Below are 26,807 nucleotides of genomic sequence, written 5' to 3' on the forward strand. Positions count from 1 at the left end.
CGATGAATGTGCGCTTCCCCTCCGGCCGCAAGCTCGAAGGCAGCGAATACGAGCGCTTCCGCCGCCAGGTCGAGAAAATCGACGGCGAGATGCGCGGCACGCCTCTGCTGGCCCTGCTCAACCGCGACTGATCAACCCTGGCTGCTTAACCTTGGCCGATCAGCCAGTCGCGTACCGCGCGCAGCAGTGGCCGGCGGAAATGTGCCTCCGGCGCCACCACATGATAGGCCCAGTCGGCGCGCCAGCTCTGCTGCCCCACCCGCACCAGATGGCCGCGCGCCAGCAGGTCGCCGAGATGCGGGCCCCGCCCGAGCGCAACACCCTGTCCAGCCAGGGCGGCCTGCAGCAGGACTGATGAATCCGTGAAGCCTATGCCGGCGGCGGGGTCCGGCGCCTCCAACCCGGCGCGGCGATACCAGCTTGCCCAGTCGAGCCAGGGCTGCGGCGGCAGCGCGGTGCCACCCGCAGCAGTGCCGGCCAGATCGACATCATGAAGCAATTGCCCGGGCGCCAGATCGGCAAGGTCGCGGCCGCCCAGCCGCATTGCCGGACTGGCGACCGGAAACACCTCCTCGTCCATCAGGTGATAGCTGGCGAGCTTCACACTGCCGAAACGCGGCGGCTGGCGTGGCCCGAAGCGGATCACCAGGTCCACGTCCTCACGATTGAAATCGGTCAGCCGCCGGTTGGTATCGAGCTTCAGCGCCACACCGGGGAAGCTGCGGCGGAAATTCTCCAGCCTGGGGATCAGCCAGCCGGACGCCAATGCTGGCAGCAGGCTGATGCTGACACGGCCGCGCCCCGGCGTTGCCACCCGCGCCGTGGCATCGGCCAGACGGTCCAGCCCGTCGCTCAGGCCCGGCAGATAGGCCTGGCCGGCCTCGGTCAGGGTCAGGCCGCTCGGGCTGCGGCGGAACAGTTGGACTTTAAGCTGCGCCTCCAGCGCCTTGACCTGCTGGCTGACAGCGGCGGGCGTGACGTTGAGTTCCTCGGCAGCGGCGACGAAGCCGCTGTTGCGGGCGGCGGCCTCGAAGGCCCGCAGGGCATTCAGCGGCGGCAGGCGGCGCGGCATGGCTCTCTTCCTTTAAAGCATGGCTCCAGGCTTAGAAAATCTAAGCCAGCTTAGGAGAAAGTCTGGTTTGCGCCAAGCCGGGGCATCGGCTACGCCAGCCATGCCCGCCAGAAAGGACCAAGCATGCTGACGCTGTATGATTATCTCGATTCCGGCAATGGCTATAAGTGCCGCCTGCTGCTGGCGCAGTTGGGCCTGCCCTACGCCCGTATCGAACTGGATATCGACAAGGGTGAGACACGTACGCCGGATTTCCTGGCCAAGAATCCCAATGGCCGCATCCCGGCGCTCGGCCTCGAGGATGGCACGGTGCTGGCGGAATCGAACGCCATCCTGTGCTATCTCGCCGATGGCAGCGCCTATCTGCCGGACGACCGGCTGCGCAAGGCGCAGGTGATGCAATGGCTGTTCTTCGAGCAATACAGCCACGAACCCTATGTGGCGACGCCGCGCTATATCATCCGCCACCTTGGCCGCCAGCATGCGCGCATGGCGGAACTGCCCGAGCGCCTGGCCAAGGGCTATGCCGCCTTGCGCGTGATGGAACAGCATCTCGGCGCCACGCCCTTCTTCGTCGGCGGGCAGTATTCCATCGCCGATATCGCACTTTACGCCTATACCCACCGCGCCAACGAAGCCGACATGGATCTCTCGGCTTATCCGGCGATCCGCGCCTGGCTGGCCCGTGTCGCGGCGCAGCCCGGCTACATCAAGATGCTTTAGCAAGAATCGGATGGCGCAGCAGCCGACCTCTTCTTAGAACCATCGTCATGCCCGCCCGAGCCCTTCGGGCCTGTGCGCCCACGAACGCCATTCGGCGTTCGCGCGCTTACAGTGACCCGGGCATCTCTCTCCACTAACGCAAAGCCCCCGGGTCAAGCCCGGGGGTGACGAGCCTTTATTATATGACCAACATCAACCGCCCGATGACAGCGCCGGAATGGGCGCTGCTGGTGATCCTCTCCCTGCTCTGGGGTGGCTCGTTCTTTTTCATCGGCGTGGCGGTGAAGGAGATTCCGCCGCTGACCCTGGTGACGCTGCGGGTGTCGCTCGCCGCTGCTATCCTGCTGCTGATCCTGCGCAGCCTGGGCATTGCCCTGCCGCGCGAAGCCCGGGTCTGGCGCGGCTTCCTGATCATGGGACTGCTCAACAACGCCATTCCCTTTTCGCTGATCGTCTGGGGCCAGAGCCATATCCCGAGCGGGCTGGCAGCGGTATTCAACGCCACCACGCCGCTTTGGGCGGTGCTGCTGGCGCATGTGGTGACCGAGAATGAGAAGCTGACCCTGGCGCGGCTGGCGGGATTGCTCAGCGGCTTGGCTGGTGTCGCCGCCATGATCGGCCCGGCAGCGCTGAAAGGCCTTGGCACGGATGTCTGGGCGCAAGCGGCAATAGTGCTGGCGGCGGTCTCGTATGCTTGCGCCGGGCTCTATGGCCGCCGCTTCGCCGCCTGGGGTGTGCCGCCGATGGCGACGGCCGGCGGACAGGTGATTGGCTCAAGCATACTGCTTACGCCGCTGGCGCTGATCATGGACCAGCCATGGCATCTGCCGCTGCCAAGTATGCACACGATCGCCGCCGTGCTCGGCCTTGCCGGCATTTCCACCGCGCTCGGCTACACGCTGTATTTCCGCATTCTCGCCACCGCTGGCACCACCAACCTGCAACTGGTGACGTTTCTCATCCCGCCCAGCGCCATGCTGATGGGCGTGCTGTGGCTGGATGAATCTGTCAGCGCCAGCCAATGGCTCGGGCTGGCGCTGATCGGTTTCGGACTCGCCTGCATTGATGGCCGGCTGCTGCGTTACTTCAAGGTCGCAAGGTAATCCAGGAACTGCTCGAAAGTGCCGCCCCAGCCCTGCTCCATGCTGGCATGGCCGCCATCGAAGCAAGCCTGCTCGGCCGGCGTCGGCTCATAGGCGCTCCAGTTCACGGTGATGCGGGTCTTGCCGTCCGGCGTTTCCTCGAAAGTGGTGATGCCAAGCGTCTGCAGCGGCCAGTCCGGCCCCATCGGATGCCGCGTCACGCCCTGGTCGGGATCGGAGAAGGACACGATGCATTCCAGCAGATAGGGCGGCTCGATGCGGCGGAAGGTCCACTTGCCCCACATGTCGCCGCCACCGCCCGGAATCTGCAGGCAGTAATGGAACACGCCGCCGACGCGCAGATCCATGGTGCAATGGGTCATCGGAAAGCCCTTCGGGCCCATCCAGTTCTTCAGATGCTCGGCCTGGGTATGCAGGCGCCACACCAGCTCGCGCGGTGCATCGACAACACGGGACATAACGAAAGTGGAACCGGACATGATGTCTCTCTCTCCTGGAAAATGTCTGGGGTGAAATTCAGTCGCGTTCAGCGTTCAGCGTTCGGCTTGCGCCTTGAGGTCGGCGAGGCCCTGGTCGAAAATCTTGTGCATCATGCTGGGGCGGCAGATCAGGCCGATCAGCTTGTGCAGATAGCCGTTGGTGCCGAACATCGCCCAGGTGACGCGGGTGGCATCGCCTTCCGGCGCCAGGGTGAATTCGGCGAAGCTGCTGGCCTTGAAGGGCCGGAGGAAGTCCAGCTTGAGCAGCAGGCGGTCCGGCACGGCCTCGAGGATTTCCATGCGGCCGGCGCCGATCTTGCGGTCGCCATCCCAGGCATAGGCGGCGCCGACGCCGCTTTCCGGCCCGGTGAAGCTGCGCTGCATGTCCGGATCCACCTTCTCCCAGGGCGACCAGGCATCCCAGCGCCGCAATTCGGCCAGATACGGCATGATCACGGCGGGCGCTGCCTTGATGCTGGTGCTGCGCTCAATGCGGAAATCATCCGGCCTTGTGGCAGCATAGAGCAGCACGGCGGCAATCAGGGCACAGAGACCAACGAGAATATAGGTCAGCATCGCTTTGCTCCTTGATGCTTGCTGGGGAGGCTTCTGGGGAAAGGCTTGCAGGCTTGCAGGCTTACTGGCTCACCAGATCGGCGAGGCGTTCCAGGCTCTGGCCGAAGCCCTCTTCCATTCCCATGCGGGCCATGAAGGCGAGATCCTCGGCATTGCCCATGCGCGCCGTCACGGTCTGGCGCGTGCGGTTGCCGCCATCCAGGGCGGCGAAACGGATGATGTGGATGGCCGGGCGCGGCATGGTCTCGATCTCCCATTCGCCGCGGCTGTTATCGGCGCCCATGGTGTAGATCAGGCTTTCGCCAGGAATGGCTTCCAGCACTTCACCCTTGATCGGCAGGCCGACGCCATCCGGTCCCATCATCACGATGTAGATTTCGCCGCCGGGCCGGGCATCGATGCGGCAGACCGGGTTGGTGTAGCCATGCGGCCCCCACCAGCGCGCCAGATGCGCGGCATCGGTCCAGGCGCGGTAGACCAGGGCGGGCGGCGCATCGAACTCGCGCACCAGCACGATGTCGTGGCCCTGCACTGCGTGATGATCGATGGGGTCAGTGCTGCTCATCGGATTTCACCTGCTGCAATTGCTGCAGATAGGTATCGAGACGGTCGAAGCTCTGATCCCAGAAGCGCCGGTAGCCTTCCACCCAGCCCGCCACCTCTTGCAGCGGCGAGGCTTCCAGCCGGCAGGGCCGCCACTGGGCCTCGCGGCCCTTGGCGATCAACCCGGCCTTTTCCAGCACCTTCAGATGCTTCGACACCGCCGGCAGGCTCATGGCGAAGGGCTCGGCAAGCTGTTTCACCGAACACTCGCCCTGGCTCAGCCGCGCCAGGATCGCCCGCCGGGTCGGATCGGCGAGGGCGGCCAGGGTCTGGCTGAGAGGATCGGTCGTCACAATTAAACCTATCGGTTAATTAACTTGATGGTTTAATATAAGCCGAAGCCGCGCCGGTCAACCGGAATCTTGGCCGGTGGCCAAAAGAAAAAGGGCGGCCTCTCAGCCGCCCTTTCCAATCAATGCGTTACGGGATGATTCAGTGCACCACCTGGCCCTGGATCAGCAGGCCGTCGGGACCGGCGGAGACCGCCACGACGCTGCCATCCTGGATCCGGCCTTCCAAGATCAGGCTGGCCAGCGGGTTCTGCAGCTCGCGCTGGATCACCCGCTTTAGCGGCCGGGCGCCATAGACTGGGTCGTAGCCGGCATTGCCGAGCCAGGCCTTGGCCTTGTCATCCAAGTCCAGCGTGATCTTGCGATCCGACAGCAGCCGGTAAAGCCGCTGCAGCTGGATATCGACGATGCCGCTCATATTCTCGCGGCTCAGGCGGCGGAACAGGATCACCTCGTCGAGACGGTTGAGGAATTCGGGCCGGAAATGCCCGCGCACCACTTCCATCACGCGGTGGCGCACCACCTCGTCGATCTCCTCGGCTTCCGCCTGGGCCAGGTATTCGCTGCCCAGATTGGAGGTGAGGATGATCACCGTGTTGCGGAAATCCACCGTGCGGCCCTGGCCATCGGTGAGGCGGCCATCGTCCAGCACCTGCAGCAGCACGTTGAACACGTCCGCATGCGCCTTCTCGACCTCGTCGAACAGGATCACCTGATACGGCCGGCGCCGCACCGCCTCGGTGAGCGAACCGCCATCGTCATAGCCGACATAGCCCGGCGGCGCGCCGATCAGGCGGCTGACCGAATGCTTCTCCATGTATTCCGACATGTCGATACGCACCATGGCGCTGTCGTCATCGAACAGGAATTCCGCCAGCGCCTTGGTCAGTTCGGTCTTGCCGACGCCGGTGGGGCCAAGGAACAGGAAACTGCCGATCGGGCGGTTCGGGTCCTGCAAACCGGCACGCGCCCGGCGCACGGCGTTGGACACCGCCACCAGGGCTTCTTCCTGGCCGACCACGCGGCTGCGCAGCTTGGTCTCCATCGCCAGCAGCTTCTCGCGCTCGCCGGCCAGCATCTTGTCCACCGGAATGCCGGTCCAGCGCGACACCACGCCGGCAATATCGCTTTCGGTGACGGCCTCGCGCACCATGCTCTTGCCGCCGGCGCCTTCTGCTTCGACCAATTGCCGCTCCAGGCCCGGAATCACGCCATAAGACAGCTCTGACGCGCGGTTCCAGTCGGCCTTACGCTGCGCCTGTTCGAGATCGAGGCGGGCGCGGTCGAGTTGCTCCTTGAGGCTCTGGGCCGAGCCGAGCTTGGCCTTCTCGCCCTGCCAGGCGGCCGAGAGCGAGGCCGATTGCTGCTCGAGTTCGGCCAGTTCTTTTTCCAGCTTGGCGAGGCGATCCTTGGAGGCCGCGTCGGTCTCTTTCTTCAGCGCCTCGCGCTCGATCTTGAGCTGCATGATGCGGCGATCGAGTTCGTCCAGCGCTTCGGGCTTGCTGTCCACTTCCATGCGCAGCCGCGAGGCCGCCTCGTCCACCAGGTCGATGGCCTTGTCGGGCAGGAAACGGTCGGTAATGTAGCGGTTGGAGAGCGTGGCGGCGGCAACGATGGCGGCATCGGTGATGCGCACGCCATGATGCACCTCGTACTTCTCCTTCAGGCCGCGCAGGATCGAGATGGTGTCCTCCACCGTCGGCTCGCCAACGAACACCGACTGGAAGCGCCGCGCCAGCGCCGCATCCTTCTCGATATACTTGCGGTATTCATCAAGCGTGGTGGCACCGACGCAATGCAACTCGCCGCGCGCCAGGGCGGGTTTCAGCAGGTTCGAGGCATCCATGGCGCCATCGGCCTTGCCGGCACCGACCAGGGTGTGCAGCTCGTCGATGAACAGCACGATCTGGCCTTCCGCCGAGGTGACTTCGGCCAGCACGGCCTTCAACCGCTCCTCGAATTCGCCCCGGAACTTGGCACCGGCAACCATGGCGCCGAGATCGAGCGCCATCAGCCGCTTGTCCTTGAGGCTTTCCGGCACGTCGCCCTTGGCAATGCGCAAAGCCAGGCCCTCGACGATGGCGGTCTTGCCGACGCCCGGCTCGCCGATCAGCACCGGATTGTTCTTGGTGCGGCGCGACAGCACCTGAATCGTCCGGCGGATTTCCTCATCCCTACCGATCACCGGGTCGAGCTTGCCGCTCTCAGCCGCCTCGGTCAGGTCGCGGGCATATTTCTTCAGGGCGTCATAGGCCTGTTCGGCGGAGGCAGAGTCCGCCTTGCGGCCCTTGCGCAAACCGGTAATCGCCTTCTCCAGGGACGCGACAGTCAGGCCCGCCGCTTTCAGCGCCTCGGCGCCAGGGGTATTGGTCAGCAGGATGGCCTGCAGCAGGCGCTCCACGGCGACGAAGCTGTCGCCGGATTTCTCGCGCAGCTTCTCGGCCTGCTCGAACAGGCGGGCGAGTTCGGGGGCCATGTAGAGCTGCCCGGCGCCCGAGCCTTCAACGCTGGGGATTTTTGCCAGCGCTTCCTCGTTCTTCGTCTTGGCGACCGCCGGCTGGCCGCCGGCAGCCTGGACCAGGCCCGTGGCCATGCCTTCCGGGTCGTCCAGCAGCACCTTCAGCAGATGTTCGGGGGTGAAGCGCTGATGCCCGCGGGCCAGCGCCAGGGTCTGCGCCGCCTGCAGGAAGCCACGGGCGCGCTCGGTGAACTTTTCCAAATCCATTGTCTACTCCTATGCAGCGGCACTTGCCGCATCCCCACCTGGGCAATGCGGGCTCGGCCCCACGGCTCAGATGTGGGGAAGCCGGCACGGCGGAACAAGGGGAGGCGCACGAAAATTTCGCTGGGTTAAGGGCTGTTTTCCCTATAGCCCCGAGGGCTTTACGGTTCGTTGACAGCCCTGGCAGCGGGTTATAGTGTGCAGCGCGAAAAAACATGGCAAGGCCGCCCGCCGGCCAATGCCCAAGCCAATTATGTCAGCAAAATAAGGTTTGACGTCCATGAAGGTTCTGGTCGCGGTCAAGCGCGTGGTGGACTACAACGTCAAGATCCGCGTCAAGGCGGACAAGACGGGAGTCGATCTCGCCAACGTCAAGATGTCGATGAATCCGTTCGATGAAATCGCCGTCGAGGAGGCCGTGCGCCTCAAGGAAGCCGGCATCGCCACCGAGGTGGTGGCCGTCTCCATCGGCCCGACGCAGGCCCAGGAAACCCTCCGTACCGCGCTCGCCATGGGCGCAGACCGCGGCATCCTGGTGAAGACCGACGCCGAAGTGCAGCCGCTGGCCGTGGCCAAGCTGCTGGCCAAGATCGCCGAGGCCGAAGGCCCGCAGCTTTTCATCGTCGGCAAGCAGGCCATCGACGACGATAGCAATCAGACCGGCCAAATGCTCTCCGCCCTGCTCAACTGGAGCCAGGGTACCTTCGCCAACAAGCTGAGCCTCGCCGACGGCAAGGCCAATGTGGTGCGTGAAGTGGACGGCGGCCTCGAGACCGTGGAACTGAAGCTGCCGGCGGTGATCACCACCGACCTGCGCCTGAATGAGCCGCGCTATGCCTCGCTGCCCAACATCATGAAGGCGAAGAAAAAGCCGATTGACGAGAAGACCCCGGAAGACCTGGGCGTGGACATCGCGCCGCGACTCAAGACGCTGAGCGTCGAGGAGCCACCGAAGCGCAAGGCCGGCATAAAGGTGCCGGACGTCGCTACCCTGGTACAGAAGCTGAAGACCGAAGCGGGAGTCATCTGATATGAGCAGCCTGGTCATTGCCGAACACGATAACGCCTCGATCAAGGCCCCGACGCTCAACACCGTGACCGCTGCCAAGGCCATCGACGCCGACGTGCATGTGCTGGTTGCCGGCCATAATGCCGGTGCCGCCGCCGCCGCCGCTGCGAAGATAGCCGGCGTGTCCAAGGTGATCCATGTCGATGCGCCGCATTACGCCAACGGCCTCGCCGAAGCCCTGGCCCCGCTGGTAACCGGCCTGGCCAAGGGTTACGCCGCCGTGCTGGCGCCGGAAACCACCTCCGGCAAGAACGTGCTGCCGCGCGTTGCCGCGCTGCTGGACGTGGCCCAGATCTCGGGCATCATCGAGGTCAAGTCGGCCGATACCTTCGTGCGTCCGATCTATGCCGGCAATGCCATGGCCACCGTGCAGTCGTCTGACGCCATCAAGGTGATCACCGTGCGCGCCACCGGCTTTGCCGCCGCTGCTGCTGAGGGCGGTTCGGCTGCCATCGAGACCGGCGCTGCCGGTGCCGATCCGGCCGTCTCCGCCTTCAAGGGCCAGGATCTGCAGAAGTCCGACCGCCCCGAACTGACCTCGGCCAAGATCATCGTGTCGGGCGGCCGTGGCATGGGCTCGGGCGAGAATTTCAAGCTGATCGAGGCCGTGGCCGACAAGCTCGGCGCCGCCGTGGGCGCCAGCCGTGCCGCCGTCGATGCCGGCTTCGTGCCGAACGACTACCAGGTCGGCCAGACCGGCAAGATCGTCGCGCCGCAGCTTTATGTTGCGGTCGGCATCTCGGGTGCCATCCAGCATCTCGCCGGCATGAAGGACAGCAAGGTGATCGTCGCCATCAACAAGGACGAAGAGGCACCGATCTTCCAGGTCGCCGATTACGGCTTGGTCGGCGACCTGTTCAAGGTGCTGCCGGAGCTTGAAGCCGAGCTTGGCAAGTAACCGGCAATACGGGAAAACCGCATGATCAAGACCATCGGGGTAATCGGCGCAGGGCAAATGGGCAGCGGTATCGCCCATGTCGGCGCGCTGGCCGGCTTCAATGTCCTGCTGCAGGACATCAATCCGGCGCAGCTCGAGAAGGCCGTGCAGACCATCACCGGCAACATGAACCGGCAGGTGGCACGCGGCAAGATCGACGAGGCGACCCGCGATGCGGCGCTGGGGCGGATCAAGACCGCCAGCGACATCAAGGTGTTCGAGGAAGCCGGCATCGTGATCGAGGCGGCAACCGAGAATGAAGCGCTGAAGAAGAAGATCCTGGTCGAACTCTGCCCGGTGCTGCCGAAGCATGTGCTGATCGCGACGAATACTTCGTCGATTTCGGTGACGCGCCTCGGCTCGGTCACCGACCGCCCGGAAAAGTTCATGGGCATGCATTTCATGAACCCGGTGCCGGTGATGCAGCTCGTCGAGCTGATCCGCGGCATCGCCACGGAAGAGGCGACCTTCCGCGAAGTGCGCGAACTGACCGTGAAGCTCGGCAAGACCCCGGCCAATGCCGAGGATTTCCCGGCCTTCATCGTCAACCGCATCCTGCTGCCGATGATCAACGAGGCGATCTACACGCTGTATGAAGGCGTCGGCTCGGTGGAAGCCATCGACACCGGCATGCGGCTGGGCGCCAATCATCCGATGGGGCCGCTGCAGCTTGCCGACTTCATCGGCCTCGACACCTGCCTGTCGATCATGCAGGTGCTCTACGAGGGCCTTGCCGACTCGAAGTACCGCCCCTGCCCGCTGCTGGTGAAGTATGTCGAGGCCGGCTGGCTCGGCCGCAAGACCAACCGCGGCTTCTACGATTATCGCGGCGAGCACCCGACGCCGACGCGCTGAGCAGTCCGCGCATGCGAATAAAAAGCCCGGCAGAGATGCCGGGCTTTTTTTATGGCGCCAGCAGCGCCTTGATCACCGCCACCGCTTCCGGTGCATCCCATTGCGCCTCGCCGACCAGGCGGGCGACCTCGCGGCCATCGCGGCCGATCAGGATCGTGGTGGGCAGGCCATAGGCGCCCCAGGCGCGGCCGGATTTCATGGAAGTGTCGAGATAGGGCTTGATGCCGGGCGTATTGATCTCGGCCAGGAATTTCTCGACCTTCTCGCGCCCGCCGCGATCCTGCGCCACCGCCACCAGGGCGAAGCCGGGGTCGTTCACCAATGTCTGCAACCGCTCCAGCGACGGCATCTCGGCGCGGCAGGGGATGCACCAGGTGGCCCAGAGATTGACCAGCACCACCTTGCCCTTGAAGGCTTCCAGGGTGATCTCGGCGCCCTTTTCATCCTGGAAAGACGCGGCCGCCACTGGTTTCGGCTGGTCCGGCACGATAAGTTTGCGCATATCGCCCTGCAGCGGCGGCAGATTGCCCGCCCAGGCCCCGTGCGGCGCCGAGGCAGCCAGCAGCAGGCATCCGATCAACCAGGCAAGCAAGCGCATTTCTGTCCTCATGGCTCGACGCATCTCCTCAAATAAGACCCCGGCAAAGCCGAAACAAGCCGCCGCCAACGATTTATGGGGCGGGCGTTTTGCCGCAGGCCCGGCGGCAATCATGCTGGAGATCAATGCCTCCATCGGCTTCGATCAGCGCCTCTATGCCCAGGACATCGCCGGCTCCAAAGCGCATTGCCAGATGCTGGTGAAGCAGGGCCTGATCACGCCCCGGGAAGGCAAGGCCATCCTCAAGGGCCTGGATACCATCAAGGCCGAGATCGAAGCCGGCAGGTTCAAGATCGACCCCAGGCTGGAAGACATCCACATGCATGTGGAGACCCGGCTGAAGGAACTGATCGGCAATGCTGCCGGACGCCTGCATACCGCGCGTTCGCGCAACGACCAGGTGGCGACCGATTTCCGCCTCTGGGTGCGCGATGCCATCGACCGCACTGACGCCGGCCTCGCCGACCTGCAGCGCCGCCTGCTGGCCCGCGCCGAGGAATACGTTGACACCGTGATGCCGGGCATGACGCATCTGCAGGCCGCCCAGCCGGTGACGCTGGGCCATCATCTGCTGGCCTATGTCGAGATGCTGGGTCGCGACCGTGGCCGCTTCCAGGATGCGCGCAAGCGGCTGAATTTCAGCCCGCTGGGTGCGGCAGCCCTGGCCGGCACCTCGCTGCCCATCGACCGCCACATGACCGCCAAGGCGCTCGGCTTCTCTGGCCCCGTGCCGAATTCGCTCGATGCCGTGTCGGATCGCGATTTCGCGCTGGAATTCCTTTCGGCGGCCAGCACCTGCGCGGTGCATCTCTCGCGCTTCGCGGAAGAGATCGTGCTGTGGTGCTCGGCGCAATTCCGCTTCATATCCTTGAGCGATGCCTTCACCACCGGCTCCTCGATCATGCCGCAGAAGCGCAATCCCGATGCCGCCGAACTGGTGCGCGGCAAGGTCGGCCGCATCATCGGCGCCCATAACGCGCTGCTGATCACGCTGAAGGGTCTGGCGCTGACCTATGGCAAGGACATGCAGGAGGACAAGGAGCCGACCTTCGACGCGGCTGACAGTCTTGAACTCTGCATCGCAGCCACGGCCGGCATGGTCAGCGATTTCAAGGCCAACAAGCCGCGCCTGGAGCAGAGCGCCGGCGAGGGTTACACCACCGCCACCGACCTGGCCGATTGGTGCGTGCGCAAGCTGGACATGCCGTTCCGCAACGCACATCACGTCGCCGGTTCTCTGGTGAAACTGGCGGAAAGCCAGGACAAGCCTCTGGAAGAACTGACGCTGGCCGAAATGCAGAGTGTGGAGAAGCGCATCACCAAGGAAGTGTTCGCCGTGCTCGGTGTGCAGAATTCGGTGAAAAGCCGCGTCTCCTATGGCGGCACCGCGCCGAAGAATGTGCGCAAGGAAATCGCGCGCTGGCGCAAACAGCTTGGGGTGAAGTGATGCGACGCACCGTTTCGCTGCTGCTGCTGTTTGCCTGCCTTGGTGTGATCGCCGCCGGCTGTGGCCGCAAGGACATACCGGATTATCCGCAGGATGCCTCCGAGCGCCCGGCCAACCTGCCGCGGCGCGGCACGCCCGTTCCTTACAATTAAAGAGTCCGCCATGACCGGCCAGCCTTGGTTTTCATATCGCGACGGCGTGCTGCATGCCGAAGGCGTCAGCCTCAAGACCATCGCCGAACAGGTCGGCACGCCGGTCTATGTCTACTCAACGGAAGCGTTGGAAAGCAGCTACCGGGCGCTCTCGGAAGCCTTCGCCGGCCTGCCGGCGCTGATCGCCTATGCCGTGAAGGCCAATGGCAACTTGGCTTTGCTGCGCCATCTTGGTGCGCTGGGTGCCGGCGCCGATGTGGTCTCGGCCGGCGAGATGCAGCTTGCCATCAAGGCCGGCATCGCGCCGAGCAAGATTATCTTCGCAGGCGTCGGCAAGACCAAGGCCGAGATGGCCCAGGCGCTGAAGGCCGGCAATACCGGCATCCTGCAGTTCAACGTCGAGTCCGAGCCGGAATTGCGCGCGCTCTCAGAAGTCGCCACCTCGCTCGGCGTCACCGCGCCAGTCGCGATCCGCGTCAATCCCGATGTGGATGCCAAGACGCACAAGAAGATCACCACCGGCAAGGCCGAGAACAAGTTCGGCATCCCGATCGAGCGGGCGCGCGAAATCTATGCCGAGGCCGCCAAGCTGCCGGGCATCAAGCCGGTTGGCGTGCATGCCCATATCGGCAGCCAGCTCACCGATCTTGATCCCTATGATGCCACCTTCGAGCGCCTGGCCGAGCTGGTGCGCGACCTGCGTGCTGCCGGCATCAACCTCACCCGCGTCGATCTCGGCGGTGGCCTCGGCATCCGCTACAACGACGAGACGCCGCCCGATCCCAAGGCCTATGCCGACCTGGTGCGCAAGCATATCGCGCCGCTGGGCTGCGAGCTGGCGCTGGAACCGGGCCGCTTCATCGTCGGCAATGCCGGCCTGCTGCTCAGCACGGTGACGTATGTGAAGCCGGCGGAAGGCAAGCGGTTCCTGATTCTCGATGCCGGCATGAACGACCTGATCCGCCCAGCTTTGTATGAGGCTTATCACGGCATCGTGACAGTGGATGAACCCACGGACGCGGCGCGGTTTCCCGCCGATATCGTCGGCCCGGTCTGCGAGAGCGGCGATACCTTCGCCGAAGAACGGCCGATGCCCGAGGTGAAGGATGGGGATTTGCTCGCCATTCTTTCCGCCGGTGCGTATAGTGCTGCCATGGCATCGACGTACAATGCGCGCCCGCTGGCGCCCGAGGTGATGGTGAAAGGCAGCCAGTTTGCCGTGGTCCGCCGCCGCCCTACCCTTGAGGACATGACGGCGCTGGAAAGCCCTGCCCTATGGCGAGACCCGACGACAGCCTGACGCAATCGTCCGCCCCAAGCCCCGAGACAATCCAAGCCTCGGGGACCGACCCGCTCGCCTCGCTCAATTCTCGCCTGCGCCTCAGCCTGTGGGCCGTGTTCTGGGAAAATGTCTGGCCCCGGCTGTTTCCGGCCGGCTTGGTGCTGGCCGGCTTCCTGATCCTGGTCGGCTTCGATATCTGGCGCTACACGCCGCTGTGGCTGCATTGGCTGCTGTTGCCAGCCTTCGCCATCGGCTTCGGTGTTGCACTCTACCTGCCCTTCCGCGGCTGGCGCCGCCCCGGCGATGCCGAGGCCCTGCGCCGGCTGGAAACCACCAACGGCCTGGAGCACCGCCCGCTCGGCCAGCTTGCCGACAAGCTCGCCGCCGGGCAGCAGGACCCGATTGCCGAGGCGTTGTGGCAGGCGCATCGCCGCCGCCTGGCCGCCCGCATCGGGCAGCTCACCGTCACGCCACCGCAGGCCGGCTGGTGGCGTATCGATCATTGGGGCCTGCGCGTGGCGCTCGGCCTGCTGCTGGTGGTGGCCTGGGCAAGCCCTGGCGAGCCGCTGCAGCAGCGCTTCCGCGATGCGCTGCAGCCCGGCACGGCGACGCCGCCCGGCGCCACCCTGGCGCTGGATGCCTGGATCACGCCGCCGCTCTATACTGGCCGGCCGCCGATTTTCCTCAGCCGCGACGGCAAACCGGTGGCCAGCGCCGAAGGCCTGAACGTGCCGACCGGTAGCCTGCTCAAGCTGCGCCTGCAGGCCAGCCAGCCGATCTACGGCCTCAAGCTCGGCAATCAGGTGCATGCGCTGAAGCAGATCGACGAGCGCAATGCCGAGGTCGACCTGACGCTGAACCTCAATGAAATCGGCGGCCAGGTCACGCTGTCGCTGCTCCGCCGCGACCACAGCGTGGCCGACTGGGCGCTGAAGGTGCTGCCTGATACGGCGCCGAAGATCGCCTTCGCCGATCCGCCCAAGACCGTGGCGCCGGATCGCCGCCAGCCGCAGCTCGAGATCGCGCTGAACGCCGAGGATGATTACGGCGTGCAGAAGATCGAGGTGGAGATCCGCCACGCCAACAGCGAGGAAAGCTGGCTCGCCGACTGGCCGGCGCCGCCTGCTCTGGCCGGCGGTTTCTCCGACAAGCGGCCATTCGATTTCGTCGATCATCCGCTCGCCGGCCAGGTGGTGACGCTCAACCTGATCGCCACCGATGCGCTGGGCCAGCAGGGCCGCAGCGAGCCGGTGCAGGCGACCCTGCCGGCGCGGCGCTTCACCCATCCGGTCGCCAAGGCGCTGATCGAGCAGCGCCGCCTGCTGGCGCTGAAGCCTTCTGACGCACCACGCGTCGCCACCGCCTTGCGCGCCCTGAGCCTGGCACCGGAAAGCTACCGCGACGACACCGCCGTGCATCTCGGCCTGCGCATGGGTGCTGCCCGTTTAGGCCTCAACCGCACGCCGGAAGGCCGCGCCGAGGTTTCCGCCCTGCTGTGGCAGACCGCGTTGCGCATCGAGGACGGCAAGTCGAATCTCGCCGAACGCGATTTCCAGGCCGCCTATGACCGGCTGCAGGACGCCATGGAGCGCGGCGCCGAGGACAATGAAATCCTGCGCAAGATGCAGGAACTGCGCGAGGCGATGGAACGCCTGATGGAAGAGAAGATGCGCGAGGCGATGGAGCGTCTGGCGCGCGGCGAGGAGCCGGAGGAGTTGTCCGAGGAAGACGAGGCGATGTCGTCCGAGGATTTCCAGGACATGATGGATCAGGCCGAGCAGATGGCGCGCCAGGGTGACCGCCAGAGTGCGCAGGAAATGCTTGAGCAGATGCAGCGCATGATGGAAGCGATGAAGAACATGCGCATTGGCCGCGCGCCGCAGAACGGCAAGCAGGGCCAGCAGCAGGGGCGCCAGCAGGGCCGCCGTGGCAACGGCATGGGCCAGCAGCAGATGGGCGAACTGAACGACATGATGCGGCAGCAGCAACAGTTGCTCGACCGCTCGTTCCGCCGCAGCCAGCAATTCGGCCGTAATGGTCAGCCGGGCCAGCCCGGCGGCGACAACGAGGCCGATGCGCGCCAGCAGGAAGACCTGCGCCGCCGGCTGGGCGAAATGATGAATCGCTTCGGCGAGCGCGGCCAGCCGATCCCGGATGCGCTGGGCCGCGCCGATCGCGCCATGCGCGATGCCCGCGAGGCGCTGCGCCGGGGCGAGCCGGGGGATGCCATGCAGGGCCAGAATGATGCGCTGGACCAGATGCGCCAGGGCATGCGCGACATGCAGAATGCCAATCGCGGCGAACCCGGCGGCCAGGCCGATGCCGCTGACAGCCGCCAGAATAATCGCAACCGCGACAGCCGCGATCCCTTTGGCCGCCCCACCGGCGGCATCGAGAATCCGGGCGAGTCGACCCGCGTGCCGGAAGCTGGCATGACCGCCATCGAACGCGCCCGCCGCATCCTCGAGGAATTGCAGCGCCGCGCCGGCGACCGCGACCGCCCGGCGCTGGAGCGCGAATATCTCGACCGCCTGCTGCGCCGCTTCTAGGCGCCGGCCGCTCCTGTCTGGTCAGGCCGCCCGTTGCGTCAGCCCACCGGCTGGCCCAGTGCCTTATCCACGCCGGCGGAGAGATCGACCATGCTGAAGGGTTTCTGCAGCATGCCCCTGGAGAGATCGGCTAAGTCGGCGGCGCGGCGGCGTTCGACGGCATAGCCCGACATCATAAGCACCGGCAGATCGGGATAGTCGCGCGCCACTTTCAGGGCCAGCTCGAAGCCATCCATGTTCGGCATGCTGATATCGGTGAGCAGTAGGTCGAAGCGCGCCCTGCCGAGCTTGACCAGGGCCTCGGCGCCATCGCTGACGGTGACGACTTCGTGGCCGCGCAGCTCCAGCACGCGGCGAACGAATTCCCGCACCGGCACTTCATCTTCGGCCACCAGAATACGCGCCATCTTTCCTCGCCGCCGGGCCCCTCCCTACTAGCACTTACTGGGCTAGCACCTACTGGGCGTCGGGGCGCCACTCCCGGCTGCTCGCCGCCGGGGCTTTCTGAAAACAGCGTGGGCGCGCGGCTTTTTGCGGGTTTTCAGGCCCGATTCGGCTGCGCGCCAAGCTGATGCAGGCTAGCACCCGAGACTCGCGAATCAAGAAAAAATATTTCAATTAATGACAGCAGGCCGCAATTTACGGGCACCGGGCCCGGTTCCGTGGCTGGAACCCGGAACCTGCTGCTGTGCCGGCCCGATCTAATGCCCCGGAAGCGGCGCGAAGGCGACTTCGAGGTCGAGCACTTCTTCCTTCTGGCCCGGCAGCTTCACCGAGAAGGTGAGGCGCGCGCCGGCGGCGACCTTGTCGTCCTCCAGCGTGAGCGTATAGGCGTTGAGTTCCTTGCCCGCCGCGCCACGCATCGAAACCCGGATCGGCGGCACCGGCCGGGTGCGGTCGGAGACGTTCACCACCTCGCCAGATACCTCGATCTTGCTCTCGCCACTATCCAGCACCACGGCGGATTTCAGGCTGTGCAATTCCACGCCCAGCCACTGCGCCGGCTCTACATGGATGCCGACCTTCTCATAGATCTTGGCCAGCGGCGGATACATCCCGACCAGTTCGGTGCGCGCGGCATAGCCACCGCCCAGCACGGCACCGAGCAGGATCAGCAGCAGCAGCCAGCCGACCCACAGCATCGGGCGCCGCTGCTTCTTCTGCGCCGAGGCGCCACGGCCCAGGCCCTGTTCGGCCAGACGGGCACGGCGGCGTTCGATGGCGGCTTCCGCCGCATCGGGCTCGCCTTCGGCATCGTCGAAGGGCGAACGGATCGGCGGCGGCTCCGGGTCCGGCTCGCTTTCCGGCAGCGCGAAGGTATCCGACGGGAACATCTGCTCCGGCGTCGGTGGCGGCGGTGGGGGTGGCGGCGGAGGCGGCGGGGGTGGTGGTGGCGGTGGGGGCGGCGGCGGTTCCGGCGGCGGCGGGGGTGCCGGCGGCTCCGGCTCAGGCAACGGCTCCTGGCGCCAGATGTGGCGGCAGACGCTGCACCTCACCTTGCGTTCCATGCCCCCGAAGGAGGCCGCATCGACGCTGAAACGCGTGGCGCAGTTTGGGCAGGTGAGGATCATGCCATACAACTGGCCGCTTGTGCTGCGCCGTTGCCCTTTTGCGTTTTGCTATTTTCCCTTATAGGACGGACAGGTCTGCGCTTGCAAGCATAGGACCTGACCGGGTTTTTTCTGGAGATGCGGGCGCCGTGGTGCGGTTTCAGAATGTCGGGATGCGGTATGGGCCCGGGCCGGAGGTGCTGCGCGACGTCAGCTTTGACCTCGCGCCCGGCTCGTTCCACTTCCTGACCGGCCCCAGCGGCGCCGGCAAAACCTCGCTGCTGAAGCTGATGTATCTGGCCCACCGCCCGAGTCGCGGCCTGATAACCATGTTCGGCCAGGATGTGGCGGCAGCCGGCCGCGACACCCTGCCGCTGCTGCGCCGCCGCATCGGCGTGGTGTTTCAGGATTTCCGTCTGCTTGATCATCTGAGCGCCCTGGACAACGTGGCGTTGCCGCTGCGCATCGCCGGGGTGCCGGAAAACCGGGTTGTTGAGCATTGCACCGAGCTTTTGGCCTGGGTCGGCCTGGGCGACCGGCTGGAGGCCCGCCCGGCCACGCTTTCGGGCGGCGAGAAGCAGCGCGTCGCCATCGCCCGGGCGGTTATTGCCAGGCCAAGCCTGCTCCTGGCCGACGAGCCAACCGGCAATGTCGATCCCGACATGGCGCAGCGCCTGATGTATCTGTTCGTCGAATTGAACAAGAGCGGCACGGCGGTGGTGCTGGCGACCCACGATATTCACCTGCTGGACCGTTTCCGCTTCCCGATCCTGAAGCTGCACGGCGGCCAGGTGCAGGTGCAGCCGGTGGGGGCGGTGGCATGAACCAGGCCACGCCCAAACCCGCACCGATCAAGACCGGACGGCCGCCTTCCGATCTGCAGCTTGCAGCCGATGCCTCGGCGCGCTTCCTGCCCTGGGCCCTGGCGGTGATGGTGTTCCTGGCTGCCCTGGCCCTGGCCGGCGCTCTGGCGCTGGACGGCACGGTGTCGTCCTGGCGCCAGGGGGTATCCAGCCGCCTCACGGTGCAGCTTGCCGACCGCCCCGGCGGTACGGCCATGGCGCAGCGCGTGGAGGCGGCGCTGGCCGCTTTGCGGGCGACGCCGGGCGTGCGCCGCGCCGAGGCCCTTGGCCGCAGCGACGTGGAAGCCCTGCTGCGCCCCTGGCTCGGCGAAGCGGCCGCCGGCGCCGGGCTGCCGCTGCCCGGCGTGATCGATGTCGAACTCGACCCCAATGCCTCGCTCTCGGTATCGGCCCTGGCCGCCCAGCTTGAGCGCGCCGCCCCCGGCGCGCGGCTCGACGACCCGAAGCCCTGGCTGGATCAACTGGTGCGGCTGGCGCGGCTGCTGCAGGGCCTGGGCCTCAGCATCGTGCTGCTGGTCGGCCTGGCGATGGCGGCCATGGTGATCTTCGCCACCCGTGCGGGCCTGGCGGCACGGCGCGGCACCATCGAACTGCTGCACCTGATCGGCGCCGAGGATGCCTATGTGGCGCGGCAATTCCAGCGCCATGTCTCGCGCCTGGCCTTCCTGGGCGGCAGCGGCGGCTGGCTGGCGGCGGCGGTGATATTGCTGCTGATCCAGGTGCTGGCGGCGAATGTCGGCAGCGGCCTGCTGCCCGGCTTCTCGCTCGCCTGGTGGCATTGGTTCCTGCTGCTGCTGCTGCCTTTGAGCGCCCAGGTGCTGGCGGTGATCACCGCGCGCCTGACCGTGCTGGGCGATTTGAAACGGATGCTGTGAGATGCTGATTCTGCTCGACCGCGATGGGGTGCTGAACGAGGACCGCGCGGACTACGTGAAGTCACCCGCCGAATTCGTGCCGATTGTCGGCATCGGCCCGGCCATCGCCAGCTTCAATGCGCGCGGCTGGCCGGTGGTGCTGTGCACCAACCAGGCCTGCATCGGCAAGGGCATCATCGACGAAGCGATGCTGGGCCGCATCCACGATCATCTGCGCGACCACATTGCCCGGGATGGCGCGCGCATCGACCATATCCTGTTCGCGCCGGATCCGCCCTGGGCGCAGACCGAGCGGCGCAAGCCCGGTCCCGGCATGCCGCGCGAAGCGATGGCGATGTTCCGCCACGCTGCCGCCGACACCGTGTTCATCGGCGACACCGATACCGACATGCAGGCCGCCAAGGCCGCCGGTTGCCGCCGCATCCTGGTGCGCAGCGGCAAGGGCGCCGCGACGTTGGCCAAGGGCCTGAGCGACAGCGTGCTGCCAGTGGCGGTGTTCGACAATCTGGCAGAGGCGGCGGAACGGCTGCTGGCCGAGGGAATCGAGGTGGCCCCGCTATGACCTTGATGCGCCGGCTGCTGCTTGTTGTCCTGGTGCTAGGCCTGCTGCTGGTCGGCGGCCTGATGCGCTTCGTCGATACGGTGGCCAAGCTGCCCGAACCGCCGCTGGACCAGCGCACCGATGGCATCGTGGTACTGACCGGCGGCAGCGCGCGGCTCAGCACCGCCATCCGGCTGCTTGATGCCGGCCTGGCCGAAAGGCTGCTGATTTCCGGCGTCAGCACTGGCGCCAGCAAGGCCAGTCTGGCGCAATCCTTGAGCCAGAGCCTGCCGGAGCATCTGCTGGCGCGGCCCGACCGCCCCGGCATCGACGTGCCGGCGCTGTTCGAATGCTGCGTCGATCTCGGCTTCGAGGCCACCGACACGGCCGGCAACGCGGTGGAGGCCCTGGCCTGGGCGATGGGCCGCGACATGCATTCGCTGCGGCTGGTGACGGCGAATTACCACATGCCCCGTGCCCTGGTGGAGTTCCGCCGCCTGGCCGGCAACACCACTATCCTGCCGCATCCGGTGCGCCCGGATTTCCTGCGCGTGGAAGCCTGGTGGCGCCGCCGCGCCGACGGCCTGTTCCTGCTTGGCGAATACAGCAAATATGTCGCTGCCCTGATCCGCATGCGCATCGAGGATCAGATCGACGACTGGCTGAAGGCGGATTCCTGATGCTGCTGCTGATCCGCTCGCTGCTGTTCCAGGCCAGCTTCCTGCTGTTCACCGCCACCGTGGCGATCCTCAGCATGCCGCTGCTGGCGTTGCGCTGGCAGAGCATGGTCAAGCCGATCAGCCGGTTCTGGGCGCATGGCGTGAATGTGCTGCTCAAAATCATCGCCGGTATCGATTGCCGCTTCGAGGGCCGCGAGAACCTGCCCCAGGGGCCGTTCATCCTGGCGGCCAAGCACCAGTCGCTGTGGGATACCTCCGTGGTTCTGGCGCTGTTCGACAATCCCTGCATCGTCATCAAGCAGGAATTGCTGCGCATCCCGGTCTATGGCTGGTTCACCAAGGTGCTGGGCATGGTGCCGGTGGACCGCGATGGCGGCGGCGCAGCCCTGAAGCAAATGCTGCGCGCCTGCCGTGCGGCTGCCGAAGCGGGCCGAGTATTGATCATCTTCCCCCAGGGCACCCGCACCCTGCCGGGCGAGGCAGCGCCCTACCAGCCCGGCGTGGTGGCGATCTACCGCGAAACCGGTTTGCCGGTGGTGCCGGCGGCGCTGAATTCCGGCTTCTTCTGGCCGAAACATGGCTGGCGCCGGCCGCCCGGCGTGATCCGGCTGCAATTCCTGGAACCGATCCCGCCCGGCCTCAAGCGCGAGGCCTTCATGGCTGAACTGACCGGCCGGATCGAGACCGCCAATGCCCGGCTGGAAGCCGAGACGCGGGAATCGTTACAGAAACAATAATAGAACATTCTGTTGACTCGAGGCGCCCGGGCGGTACCATATCCCCATGCCGCTGACCGCACCAATTTCCCAGCAGATCTGGGACATGAAATATCGCCTGAAAGGCCCGGACGGGCATCCTCTGGATCACACCATCGAGGATACCTTGCGGCGTATTGCGGCTGCCCTGGCGGTGCCGGAAGCCGATCCCAAGGCCTGGGAAGGCAGCTTCTATGAGGCGCTGTCCGATTTTCGCTTCCTGCCGGCCGGGCGCATCGTCGCCGGGGCCGGCACCGGGCGCAAGGTGACGCTGTTCAACTGTTTCGTCATGGGCAGCATCCCGGACGACATGAGCGGCATCTTCGAGCATCTGAAGGAAGCCGCGCTGACCATGCAGCAGGGCGGTGGCATCGGCTACGATTTCTCGACGCTCAGGCCGCGCGGCGCGCTGGTCAAGGGCGTCGGTGCCGATGCCTCGGGTCCGTTGAGCTTCATGGATGTGTGGGACGCCATGTGCCGCACCATCATGTCCGCAGGTCATCGCCGCGGCGCCATGATGGCGACGATGCGCTGCGACCATCCCGATATCGAGGCCTTCATCGCCGCCAAGCAGGAGCCGGGCCGGCTGCGCATGTTCAATCTCTCGGTGCTGGTGACCGATGCCTTCATGCAGGCGGTGCGGCAGAACCAGCCCTGGGAACTGCGTTTCAACGGCACCACCTATAAAACCGTGCAGGCCCGCGATCTGTGGGAGCGCATCATGCGCGCCACCTACGCCTATGCCGAGCCGGGCGTGATCTTCATCGACCGCATCAACCGGCGCAACAACCTGCATTACTGCGAGACCATCAGCGCCACCAATCCCTGCGGCGAGCAGCCTTTGCCGCCCTATGGCGCCTGCCTGCTCGGCTCGCTGAACCTGGCACGCCTGGTGCGGCAACCCTTCGAGGAAGACGCTGCGCTGGATCTCGACGAGCTGCGCCGCCTGACGGCGATTGCCGTGCGCATGATGGACAACACCATCGACGTGTCGAACTTTCCGCTCGAAGCCCAGGCCGCCGAGGCGCGGATGAAGCGCCGCATCGGGCTTGGCGTCACCGGGCTTGCCGATGCGCTGATCCTCTGCGGCGCGCGCTATGGCTCGCCAAAGTCACTGGCGCTGATCGAGACCTGGCTTCGCGAAATCCGCGATGCCGCCTACCGTGCCTCGGTGGAACTGGCGCGCGAGAAAGGCCCCTTCCCGCTATTCGATGCCGAGGCCTATCTCGCCGGCGAGACGGTGAGCGAACTGCCCGACGACATCCGCGCCGGCATTCGCGCGCATGGTATTCGCAACGCGCTGCTGACCTCGATCGCGCCGACCGGCACCATCTCGCTGTTCGCCGACAACATCTCTTCGGGCCTTGAGCCGGTTTTTGCCTTCAGCTACAGCCGCAATGTGCTGATGCCGGATGGCAGCCGCCGCGAGGAGGAAGTAAGCGACTATGCCTTGCGCCTCTACCGCCAGATCAAGGGCGAGGATGCGCCGCTGACCGAAGCCTTCGTCGATGCCCAGGTGCTGCAACCCGCCGACCATGTGCGGGTGCAGGCTGTGGTGCAGAAATACATCGACAGCTCGATTTCCAAGACCATCAACCTGCCGGAAGACATCGCCTTCGAGGCGTTCAAGGATGTCTACGCGCTGGCCTATGACAGCGGCTGCAAGGGCTGCACCACCTATCGCCCGAATGAAGTGACCGGGTCGGTGCTGAGCGTGAAGAAGGCAACCGGCAAGGTAGCAACGAAAGCACAGCAGGCGGAACTGCCGCTGGTCCCGGCGCAGCGCCCAGCCGCCGTGGCGGCCAGCAATGCGACGCCGCCTACTGCCCTGAGCGGCAGTGGCGTGGTCTACATGACACGGCCGCTGGACCGCCCCGAGGCGCTCCCCGGCAAGACCTACAAGATCACCTGGCCGGATTCCGAGCACGCCATGTACATCACGGTGAACGACATCGTGCAGGATGGCCGCCGGCGGCCTTTCGAGATGTTCATCAATTCCAAGAATACCGAGCATTACGCCTGGACCGTGGCGTTGACCCGCATGATCTCGGCGGTGTTCCGGCGTGGCGGCGATGTCAGCTTTGTGGTCGAGGAACTGAAGGCGGTGTTCGATCCGCGCGGCGGCCACTGGATGGGCGGGCGCTACATCCCCTCGCTGCTGGCCGCCATCGGCGAGGTGATCGAGCGCCACCTGATCGATATCGGCTTCATCAGCGGCCCGGAACAGCCGGCCGGCGACATGGTGGTGATCCCGCTGGTGGCGCAAAACACCGGCGAAGCAGCGCCGCGTTCTATGGCCGGGCTGCGGCAATGCCCAAAATGCGGCCAGCCCAGCCTGATCAAGGCCGAGGGCTGCGACACCTGCACCGCCTGCGGCTATAGCAAGTGCGGCTGACCTCGCTATAGTTGGGGCCGAGGAAACCCCAGCTTTGCCTGAAATAAGCAATCGTGCCTGAGATACAACGCCGCCATTTCCTGCCCGGAACGCCGATCTTCACGCAAGGGGATGAGGGCGACTGCCTTTATTTCGTCGAGGAAGGCCGCGTGCGCATCTGGCGCAGCGAGGGCGGCAAGACCGTGGTGCTGGCGGAAGTGGAGCGCGGCGGCCTGTTTGGCGAGATGGCGCTGATCGACGATCAGCCGCGTTCGGCCAATGCCACCGCCATGGACGAGACCTTCGTGCAGATGGTGCCTGGCGTGCTGCTGAAGGTGAAGCTGGAACGCGCCGATCCGTTCCTGCGCAAGCTGATCAACATCCTGACCCGCAACCTGCGCCAGACCACTGAGCCGCTGCCCCGGCTGCTGCCACAGGACACCTTCTATTTCGACGTTTCCGGTAAGGACAAACAGGCATGACTATCCGGGCAGGCATGAGCGCGAACATCCGGGCGGTGTTGTGGGATTTCGGCGGCGTGATCCTGAGCAGCCCGTTCGAGGCCTTCCGCCGCTTCGAAGCCGAACGCGGCCTGCCCAGGGATTTCATCCGCGGCGTCAATAGCCGCAATCCCGACAGCAATGCCTGGGCCCGTTTCGAACGCGGCGAGACTGATGCCGCCGGCTTCGGTGAATTATTCCTGGCCGAGAGCACCGCCTTGGGCCACGCCCTGCATGGCAGCGAGATCCTGCCGCTGATCTCCGGCGACTTGCGCCCACGCATGGTGGCGGCGCTGAAGCAGGTGAAAACCCGCTTCAAGGTCGCCTGCCTGACCAATAACATGCCGCTGGGCCATGGCCCCGGCATGGCCTTGCGTGCCGACCGCGCCGCTGCGATTGCCGAGGTGATGACCCTGTTCGATGCCGTGGTGGAATCGAGCAAGATTGGCGTCCGCAAGCCCGAGCCGGCCTTCTACCAGGCGGCCTGCGACCTACTCGGCATCCAGCCCACGGAAGCGGTATTCCTCGACGATCTCGGTATCAACCTGAAACCGGCGGCGGCCATGGGCATGCGCACCATCAAGGTGGGCGACCCGGATGTGGCATTGCAGGAACTCAGCCGCCATATCGGCATGGAGTTTCCATGAGCAGCGCCCTCGACCAGCTTAGCCGTGATTACGGCACCGTCACCGACCTGATCCGCGCCCATGCCACCGAGCGGCCGCAGCGCATCGCGCTGATCGAAGGCGAGCGGCAACTGGATTTCGCCGCGCTGGATGCACTGATGGACCGCATCGCCGCCGCGCTGCAGCGCGATGGCATCGGCCCAGGTGGCGCCATCGCCATTGCTGCCGGCACGTCGATTGAATATGCCGCCGTGTTCCTCGGTGCGCTGCGCGCTGGCGCGGCCGTGGCGCCGCTGGCGCCGTCTTCCACGCCTGAGAGTCTGGCGGCGATGACCGCCGATGCCGATGCGGCGATCCTGTTCCTTGATGGCGCCAATGAGGCAGCCATGTCTGGCGTGATGCCTCAGGTGAAGGCACGCCGCGTGCGCCTGGATACGGCTGCATTCGAGGCCTGGCTGGCACCTTTGGGCGCAAAGCCTGCAGCCGTGGACGTGCATCCCGATGCACCGTTCAACATCATCTATTCTTCCGGCACCACCGGCACGCCGAAAGGCATCATCCAGCCGCACAAGATGCGCTGGTCGCATGTGCAGCGCGCTGCGATCAACGGCTACAATACCGAGCGTACAGTGGCGCTGCTGTCCACGCCGCTCTATTCCAATACCACGCTGGTGATCTTCTTCCCGGCGCTCGGCTGGGGCGGCACCGTGGTGCTGATGCCGAAATTCGAGGTGAAGGCCTATCTCGATTTGGCGCAGCAGCATCGCGTCACCCACACCATGCTGGTGCCGGTGCAATACAGCCGCCTGATGCAGCATCCGGATTTCGACCGCTACGATCTTTCCAGCTTCGAGGCCAAGTTCTGCACCAGCGCGCCGTTCAATGCCGCGCTGAAGGCCGATGTGGTGAAACGCTGGCCGGGCAAGCTGATCGAGTATTACGGCATGACCGAAGGCGGTGGCACCTGCATCCTGCAGGCCCATGCCTTTCCCGACAAGCTGCACACCGTCGGCCAGCCGGCGCCGGGCCACGATATCCGCCTGATCGACGAACAGGGCAACGAAGTCGCTCCCGGCGAAGTCGGCGAGATTGTCGGCCATTCCGGCACGGTCATGGTCGGCTACCACAAGCAGCCGGGCAAGACCGCCGAAGCCGAATGGTATGACAGCCAGGGCCGCCGCTTCATCCGCACCGGCGATATGGGCCGCTTCGATGCCGATGGCTTCCTGACGCTGATGGACCGCAAGAAGGACATGATCATTTCCGGCGGCTTCAACGTCTATCCGAGCGACCTTGAACTGGTGCTGCGCAGCCACGCCGATGTGGCGGAAGCCGCCGTGGTCGGCATGCCATCGGAACGCTGGGGCGAAACGCCGGTGGCCTTCGTGGTGCTGAAGCCCGGCGCCACCGCCAGCGCCGATCAGTTGCTTGCCCATGCCAATGCGCAGCTCGGCAAGACGCAGCGGCTGGCAGCGGTGGAAATCCTCGACAGCCTGCCGCGCAGTGCTATCGGCAAGGTGCTGAAGCGCGAATTGCGCGACAGCTTCAGCCGTAAACTGGCCTAGACCATCCCCGCCCTTCGGGCT

Annotated in this window: 28 protein-coding genes and 1 pseudogene (1 of these 29 cut by a window edge); 19 read left to right on the plus strand and 10 right to left on the minus strand. The window is 65.6% G+C overall.

Annotated features, from left to right (window positions below; genetic code table 11):
• On the plus strand, positions 1-131 hold the end of the coding sequence (locus V6B08_RS01770; protein ID WP_341977482.1) for a peptidoglycan DD-metalloendopeptidase family protein. 1,324 nt of this gene lie to the left of the window's left edge; 131 of the gene's 1,455 nt are visible here — the last part of the coding sequence; its start codon lies beyond the left edge, outside the window; the stop codon is at positions 129-131.
• Positions 132-145: 14 nt separating this feature from the next.
• Here V6B08_RS01770 and V6B08_RS01775 read toward each other — a convergent pair whose 3' ends face one another.
• A complete protein-coding gene (locus V6B08_RS01775; protein ID WP_341977484.1) occupies positions 146-1,072 on the minus strand; it encodes a LysR substrate-binding domain-containing protein in 927 nt (308 codons plus the stop codon).
• A 123-nt stretch (positions 1,073-1,195) separates the two neighbouring features.
• Between V6B08_RS01775 and V6B08_RS01780 the strand changes: the two genes are divergently transcribed.
• Together V6B08_RS01780 and V6B08_RS01785 are read left to right on the plus strand one after the other, a co-directional pair.
• Positions 1,196-1,795, plus strand: coding sequence for a glutathione S-transferase family protein (locus tag V6B08_RS01780; RefSeq protein WP_341977486.1), 600 nt, complete (start codon positions 1,196-1,198; stop codon positions 1,793-1,795).
• Positions 1,796-1,977: 182 nt separating this feature from the next.
• On the plus strand, positions 1,978-2,898 hold the full coding sequence (locus tag V6B08_RS01785; protein WP_341977488.1) for a DMT family transporter: 921 nt from the start codon (positions 1,978-1,980) through the stop codon (positions 2,896-2,898).
• Here the strand turns inward: V6B08_RS01785 and V6B08_RS01790 are convergent.
• From V6B08_RS01790 to clpB, 5 genes are all read right to left on the minus strand, one after another.
• Positions 2,877-3,377, minus strand: a complete 501-nt coding sequence (locus V6B08_RS01790; protein ID WP_341977490.1) for an SRPBCC family protein — start codon at positions 3,375-3,377, stop codon at positions 2,877-2,879. The genes V6B08_RS01785 and V6B08_RS01790 overlap by 22 nt on opposite strands.
• A gap of 54 nt (positions 3,378-3,431) precedes the next feature.
• Positions 3,432-3,953 (minus strand): SRPBCC family protein, encoded by a 522-nt coding sequence (locus V6B08_RS01795; RefSeq protein ID WP_341977492.1) that lies wholly within the window; start codon positions 3,951-3,953, stop codon positions 3,432-3,434.
• 61 nt (positions 3,954-4,014) lie between these two features.
• Positions 4,015-4,518 (minus strand): SRPBCC family protein, encoded by a 504-nt coding sequence (locus V6B08_RS01800; protein ID WP_341977494.1) that lies wholly within the window; start codon positions 4,516-4,518, stop codon positions 4,015-4,017.
• Positions 4,505-4,849 carry an ArsR/SmtB family transcription factor gene (locus V6B08_RS01805; protein WP_341977496.1) on the minus strand — a complete coding sequence of 115 codons (345 nt, stop codon included), beginning with the start codon at positions 4,847-4,849 and terminating at the stop codon, positions 4,505-4,507. Before V6B08_RS01805 ends, V6B08_RS01800 begins: the two co-directional genes overlap by 14 nt.
• Before the next feature lie 139 nt (positions 4,850-4,988).
• Positions 4,989-7,571: an ATP-dependent chaperone ClpB gene (gene clpB, locus V6B08_RS01810; protein ID WP_341977498.1), complete on the minus strand. Its 2,583-nt coding sequence runs from the start codon at positions 7,569-7,571 to the stop codon at positions 4,989-4,991.
• A gap of 277 nt (positions 7,572-7,848) precedes the next feature.
• On the opposite strand from clpB, the gene V6B08_RS01815 reads away from it, so the two are divergent.
• The 3 genes from V6B08_RS01815 to V6B08_RS01825 are packed head-to-tail and all read left to right on the plus strand — an operon-like array spanning position 7,849 to position 10,429.
• Positions 7,849-8,598, plus strand: a complete 750-nt coding sequence (locus V6B08_RS01815) for an electron transfer flavoprotein subunit beta/FixA family protein (protein ID WP_341977500.1) — start codon at positions 7,849-7,851, stop codon at positions 8,596-8,598.
• A gap of 1 nt (position 8,599) precedes the next feature.
• Positions 8,600-9,535 (plus strand): electron transfer flavoprotein subunit alpha/FixB family protein, encoded by a 936-nt coding sequence (locus V6B08_RS01820; RefSeq protein ID WP_341977502.1) that lies wholly within the window; start codon positions 8,600-8,602, stop codon positions 9,533-9,535.
• A gap of 21 nt (positions 9,536-9,556) precedes the next feature.
• Entirely contained in the window at positions 9,557-10,429 is an 873-nt protein-coding gene (locus tag V6B08_RS01825) for a 3-hydroxybutyryl-CoA dehydrogenase (protein ID WP_341977504.1), read from the plus strand.
• Between the two features lie 49 nt (positions 10,430-10,478).
• Here the strand turns inward: V6B08_RS01825 and V6B08_RS01830 are convergent, their stop codons facing one another.
• On the minus strand, positions 10,479-11,027 hold the full coding sequence (locus tag V6B08_RS01830) for a TlpA family protein disulfide reductase (protein WP_341977506.1): 549 nt from the start codon (positions 11,025-11,027) through the stop codon (positions 10,479-10,481).
• 10 nt (positions 11,028-11,037) lie between these two features.
• On the opposite strand from V6B08_RS01830, the gene argH reads away from it, so the two are divergent.
• Genes argH through V6B08_RS01850 form a run of 4 tightly spaced genes read left to right on the plus strand, consistent with a single transcriptional unit; the run spans position 11,038 to position 16,457 of the window.
• A complete protein-coding gene (gene argH, locus V6B08_RS01835) occupies positions 11,038-12,474 on the plus strand; it encodes an argininosuccinate lyase (protein ID WP_341977508.1) in 1,437 nt (478 codons plus the stop codon).
• Positions 12,474-12,626, plus strand: coding sequence for a hypothetical protein (locus V6B08_RS01840; protein WP_341977511.1), 153 nt, complete (start codon positions 12,474-12,476; stop codon positions 12,624-12,626). Before argH ends, V6B08_RS01840 begins: the two co-directional genes overlap by 1 nt.
• Before the next feature lie 10 nt (positions 12,627-12,636).
• The gene (gene lysA / locus V6B08_RS01845) at positions 12,637-13,926 is read left to right on the plus strand and encodes a diaminopimelate decarboxylase (RefSeq protein WP_341977513.1); all 1,290 of its coding nucleotides are present in this window, start codon (positions 12,637-12,639) and stop codon (positions 13,924-13,926) included.
• Positions 13,902-16,457: a TIGR02302 family protein gene (locus tag V6B08_RS01850; protein ID WP_341977515.1), complete on the plus strand. Its 2,556-nt coding sequence runs from the start codon at positions 13,902-13,904 to the stop codon at positions 16,455-16,457. The genes lysA and V6B08_RS01850 overlap by 25 nt, the downstream gene beginning before the upstream one ends.
• Before the next feature lie 38 nt (positions 16,458-16,495).
• On the opposite strand, the gene V6B08_RS01855 is transcribed toward V6B08_RS01850, so the two are convergent.
• The 3 genes and pseudogenes from V6B08_RS01855 to V6B08_RS21925 form a co-directional block, all read right to left on the minus strand.
• Entirely contained in the window at positions 16,496-16,864 is a 369-nt protein-coding gene (locus V6B08_RS01855; protein WP_341977517.1) for a response regulator, read from the minus strand.
• Positions 16,865-17,158: 294 nt separating this feature from the next.
• Positions 17,159-17,791, minus strand: a complete 633-nt coding sequence (locus V6B08_RS01860; RefSeq protein WP_341977519.1) for a hypothetical protein — start codon at positions 17,789-17,791, stop codon at positions 17,159-17,161.
• Positions 17,792-17,932: 141 nt separating this feature from the next.
• A pseudogene (locus tag V6B08_RS21925) lies at positions 17,933-18,028 on the minus strand (MJ0042-type zinc finger domain-containing protein); the annotation flags it as partial.
• Positions 18,029-18,156: 128 nt separating this feature from the next.
• Here V6B08_RS21925 and ftsE point away from each other — a divergent pair.
• The 9 genes from ftsE (at position 18,157) to V6B08_RS01905 (ending at position 26,786) form a co-directional block, all read left to right on the plus strand.
• The gene (gene ftsE / locus V6B08_RS01865) at positions 18,157-18,831 is read left to right on the plus strand and encodes a cell division ATP-binding protein FtsE (RefSeq protein ID WP_341977521.1); all 675 of its coding nucleotides are present in this window, start codon (positions 18,157-18,159) and stop codon (positions 18,829-18,831) included.
• On the plus strand, positions 18,828-19,745 hold the full coding sequence (locus tag V6B08_RS01870; RefSeq protein ID WP_341977523.1) for a cell division protein FtsX: 918 nt from the start codon (positions 18,828-18,830) through the stop codon (positions 19,743-19,745). The genes ftsE and V6B08_RS01870 overlap by 4 nt, the downstream gene beginning before the upstream one ends.
• Position 19,746: 1 nt before the next feature.
• Positions 19,747-20,307: a D-glycero-alpha-D-manno-heptose-1,7-bisphosphate 7-phosphatase gene (locus tag V6B08_RS01875; RefSeq protein ID WP_341977526.1), complete on the plus strand. Its 561-nt coding sequence runs from the start codon at positions 19,747-19,749 to the stop codon at positions 20,305-20,307.
• The gene (locus V6B08_RS01880; RefSeq protein WP_341977528.1) at positions 20,304-20,966 is read left to right on the plus strand and encodes a YdcF family protein; all 663 of its coding nucleotides are present in this window, start codon (positions 20,304-20,306) and stop codon (positions 20,964-20,966) included. Before V6B08_RS01875 ends, V6B08_RS01880 begins: the two co-directional genes overlap by 4 nt.
• Entirely contained in the window at positions 20,966-21,703 is a 738-nt protein-coding gene (locus V6B08_RS01885; protein WP_341977530.1) for a lysophospholipid acyltransferase family protein, read from the plus strand. The genes V6B08_RS01880 and V6B08_RS01885 overlap by 1 nt, the downstream gene beginning before the upstream one ends.
• A gap of 85 nt (positions 21,704-21,788) precedes the next feature.
• A complete protein-coding gene (locus V6B08_RS01890) occupies positions 21,789-24,116 on the plus strand; it encodes an adenosylcobalamin-dependent ribonucleoside-diphosphate reductase (protein ID WP_440588785.1) in 2,328 nt (775 codons plus the stop codon).
• A 53-nt stretch (positions 24,117-24,169) separates the two neighbouring features.
• The gene (locus V6B08_RS01895; RefSeq protein ID WP_341977535.1) at positions 24,170-24,577 is read left to right on the plus strand and encodes a cyclic nucleotide-binding domain-containing protein; all 408 of its coding nucleotides are present in this window, start codon (positions 24,170-24,172) and stop codon (positions 24,575-24,577) included.
• A gap of 14 nt (positions 24,578-24,591) precedes the next feature.
• A complete protein-coding gene (locus tag V6B08_RS01900) occupies positions 24,592-25,242 on the plus strand; it encodes an HAD-IA family hydrolase (RefSeq protein WP_341977537.1) in 651 nt (216 codons plus the stop codon).
• Entirely contained in the window at positions 25,239-26,786 is a 1,548-nt protein-coding gene (locus tag V6B08_RS01905) for a class I adenylate-forming enzyme family protein (RefSeq protein ID WP_341977539.1), read from the plus strand. Before V6B08_RS01900 ends, V6B08_RS01905 begins: the two co-directional genes overlap by 4 nt.
• The last annotated feature ends 21 nt before the right edge of the window (positions 26,787-26,807 follow it).

Origin of the sequence: Ferrovibrio sp. MS7 (genome assembly GCF_038404985.1) — a bacterium.
GTDB classification, from domain to species: domain Bacteria; phylum Pseudomonadota; class Alphaproteobacteria; order Ferrovibrionales; family Ferrovibrionaceae; genus Ferrovibrio; species Ferrovibrio plantarum.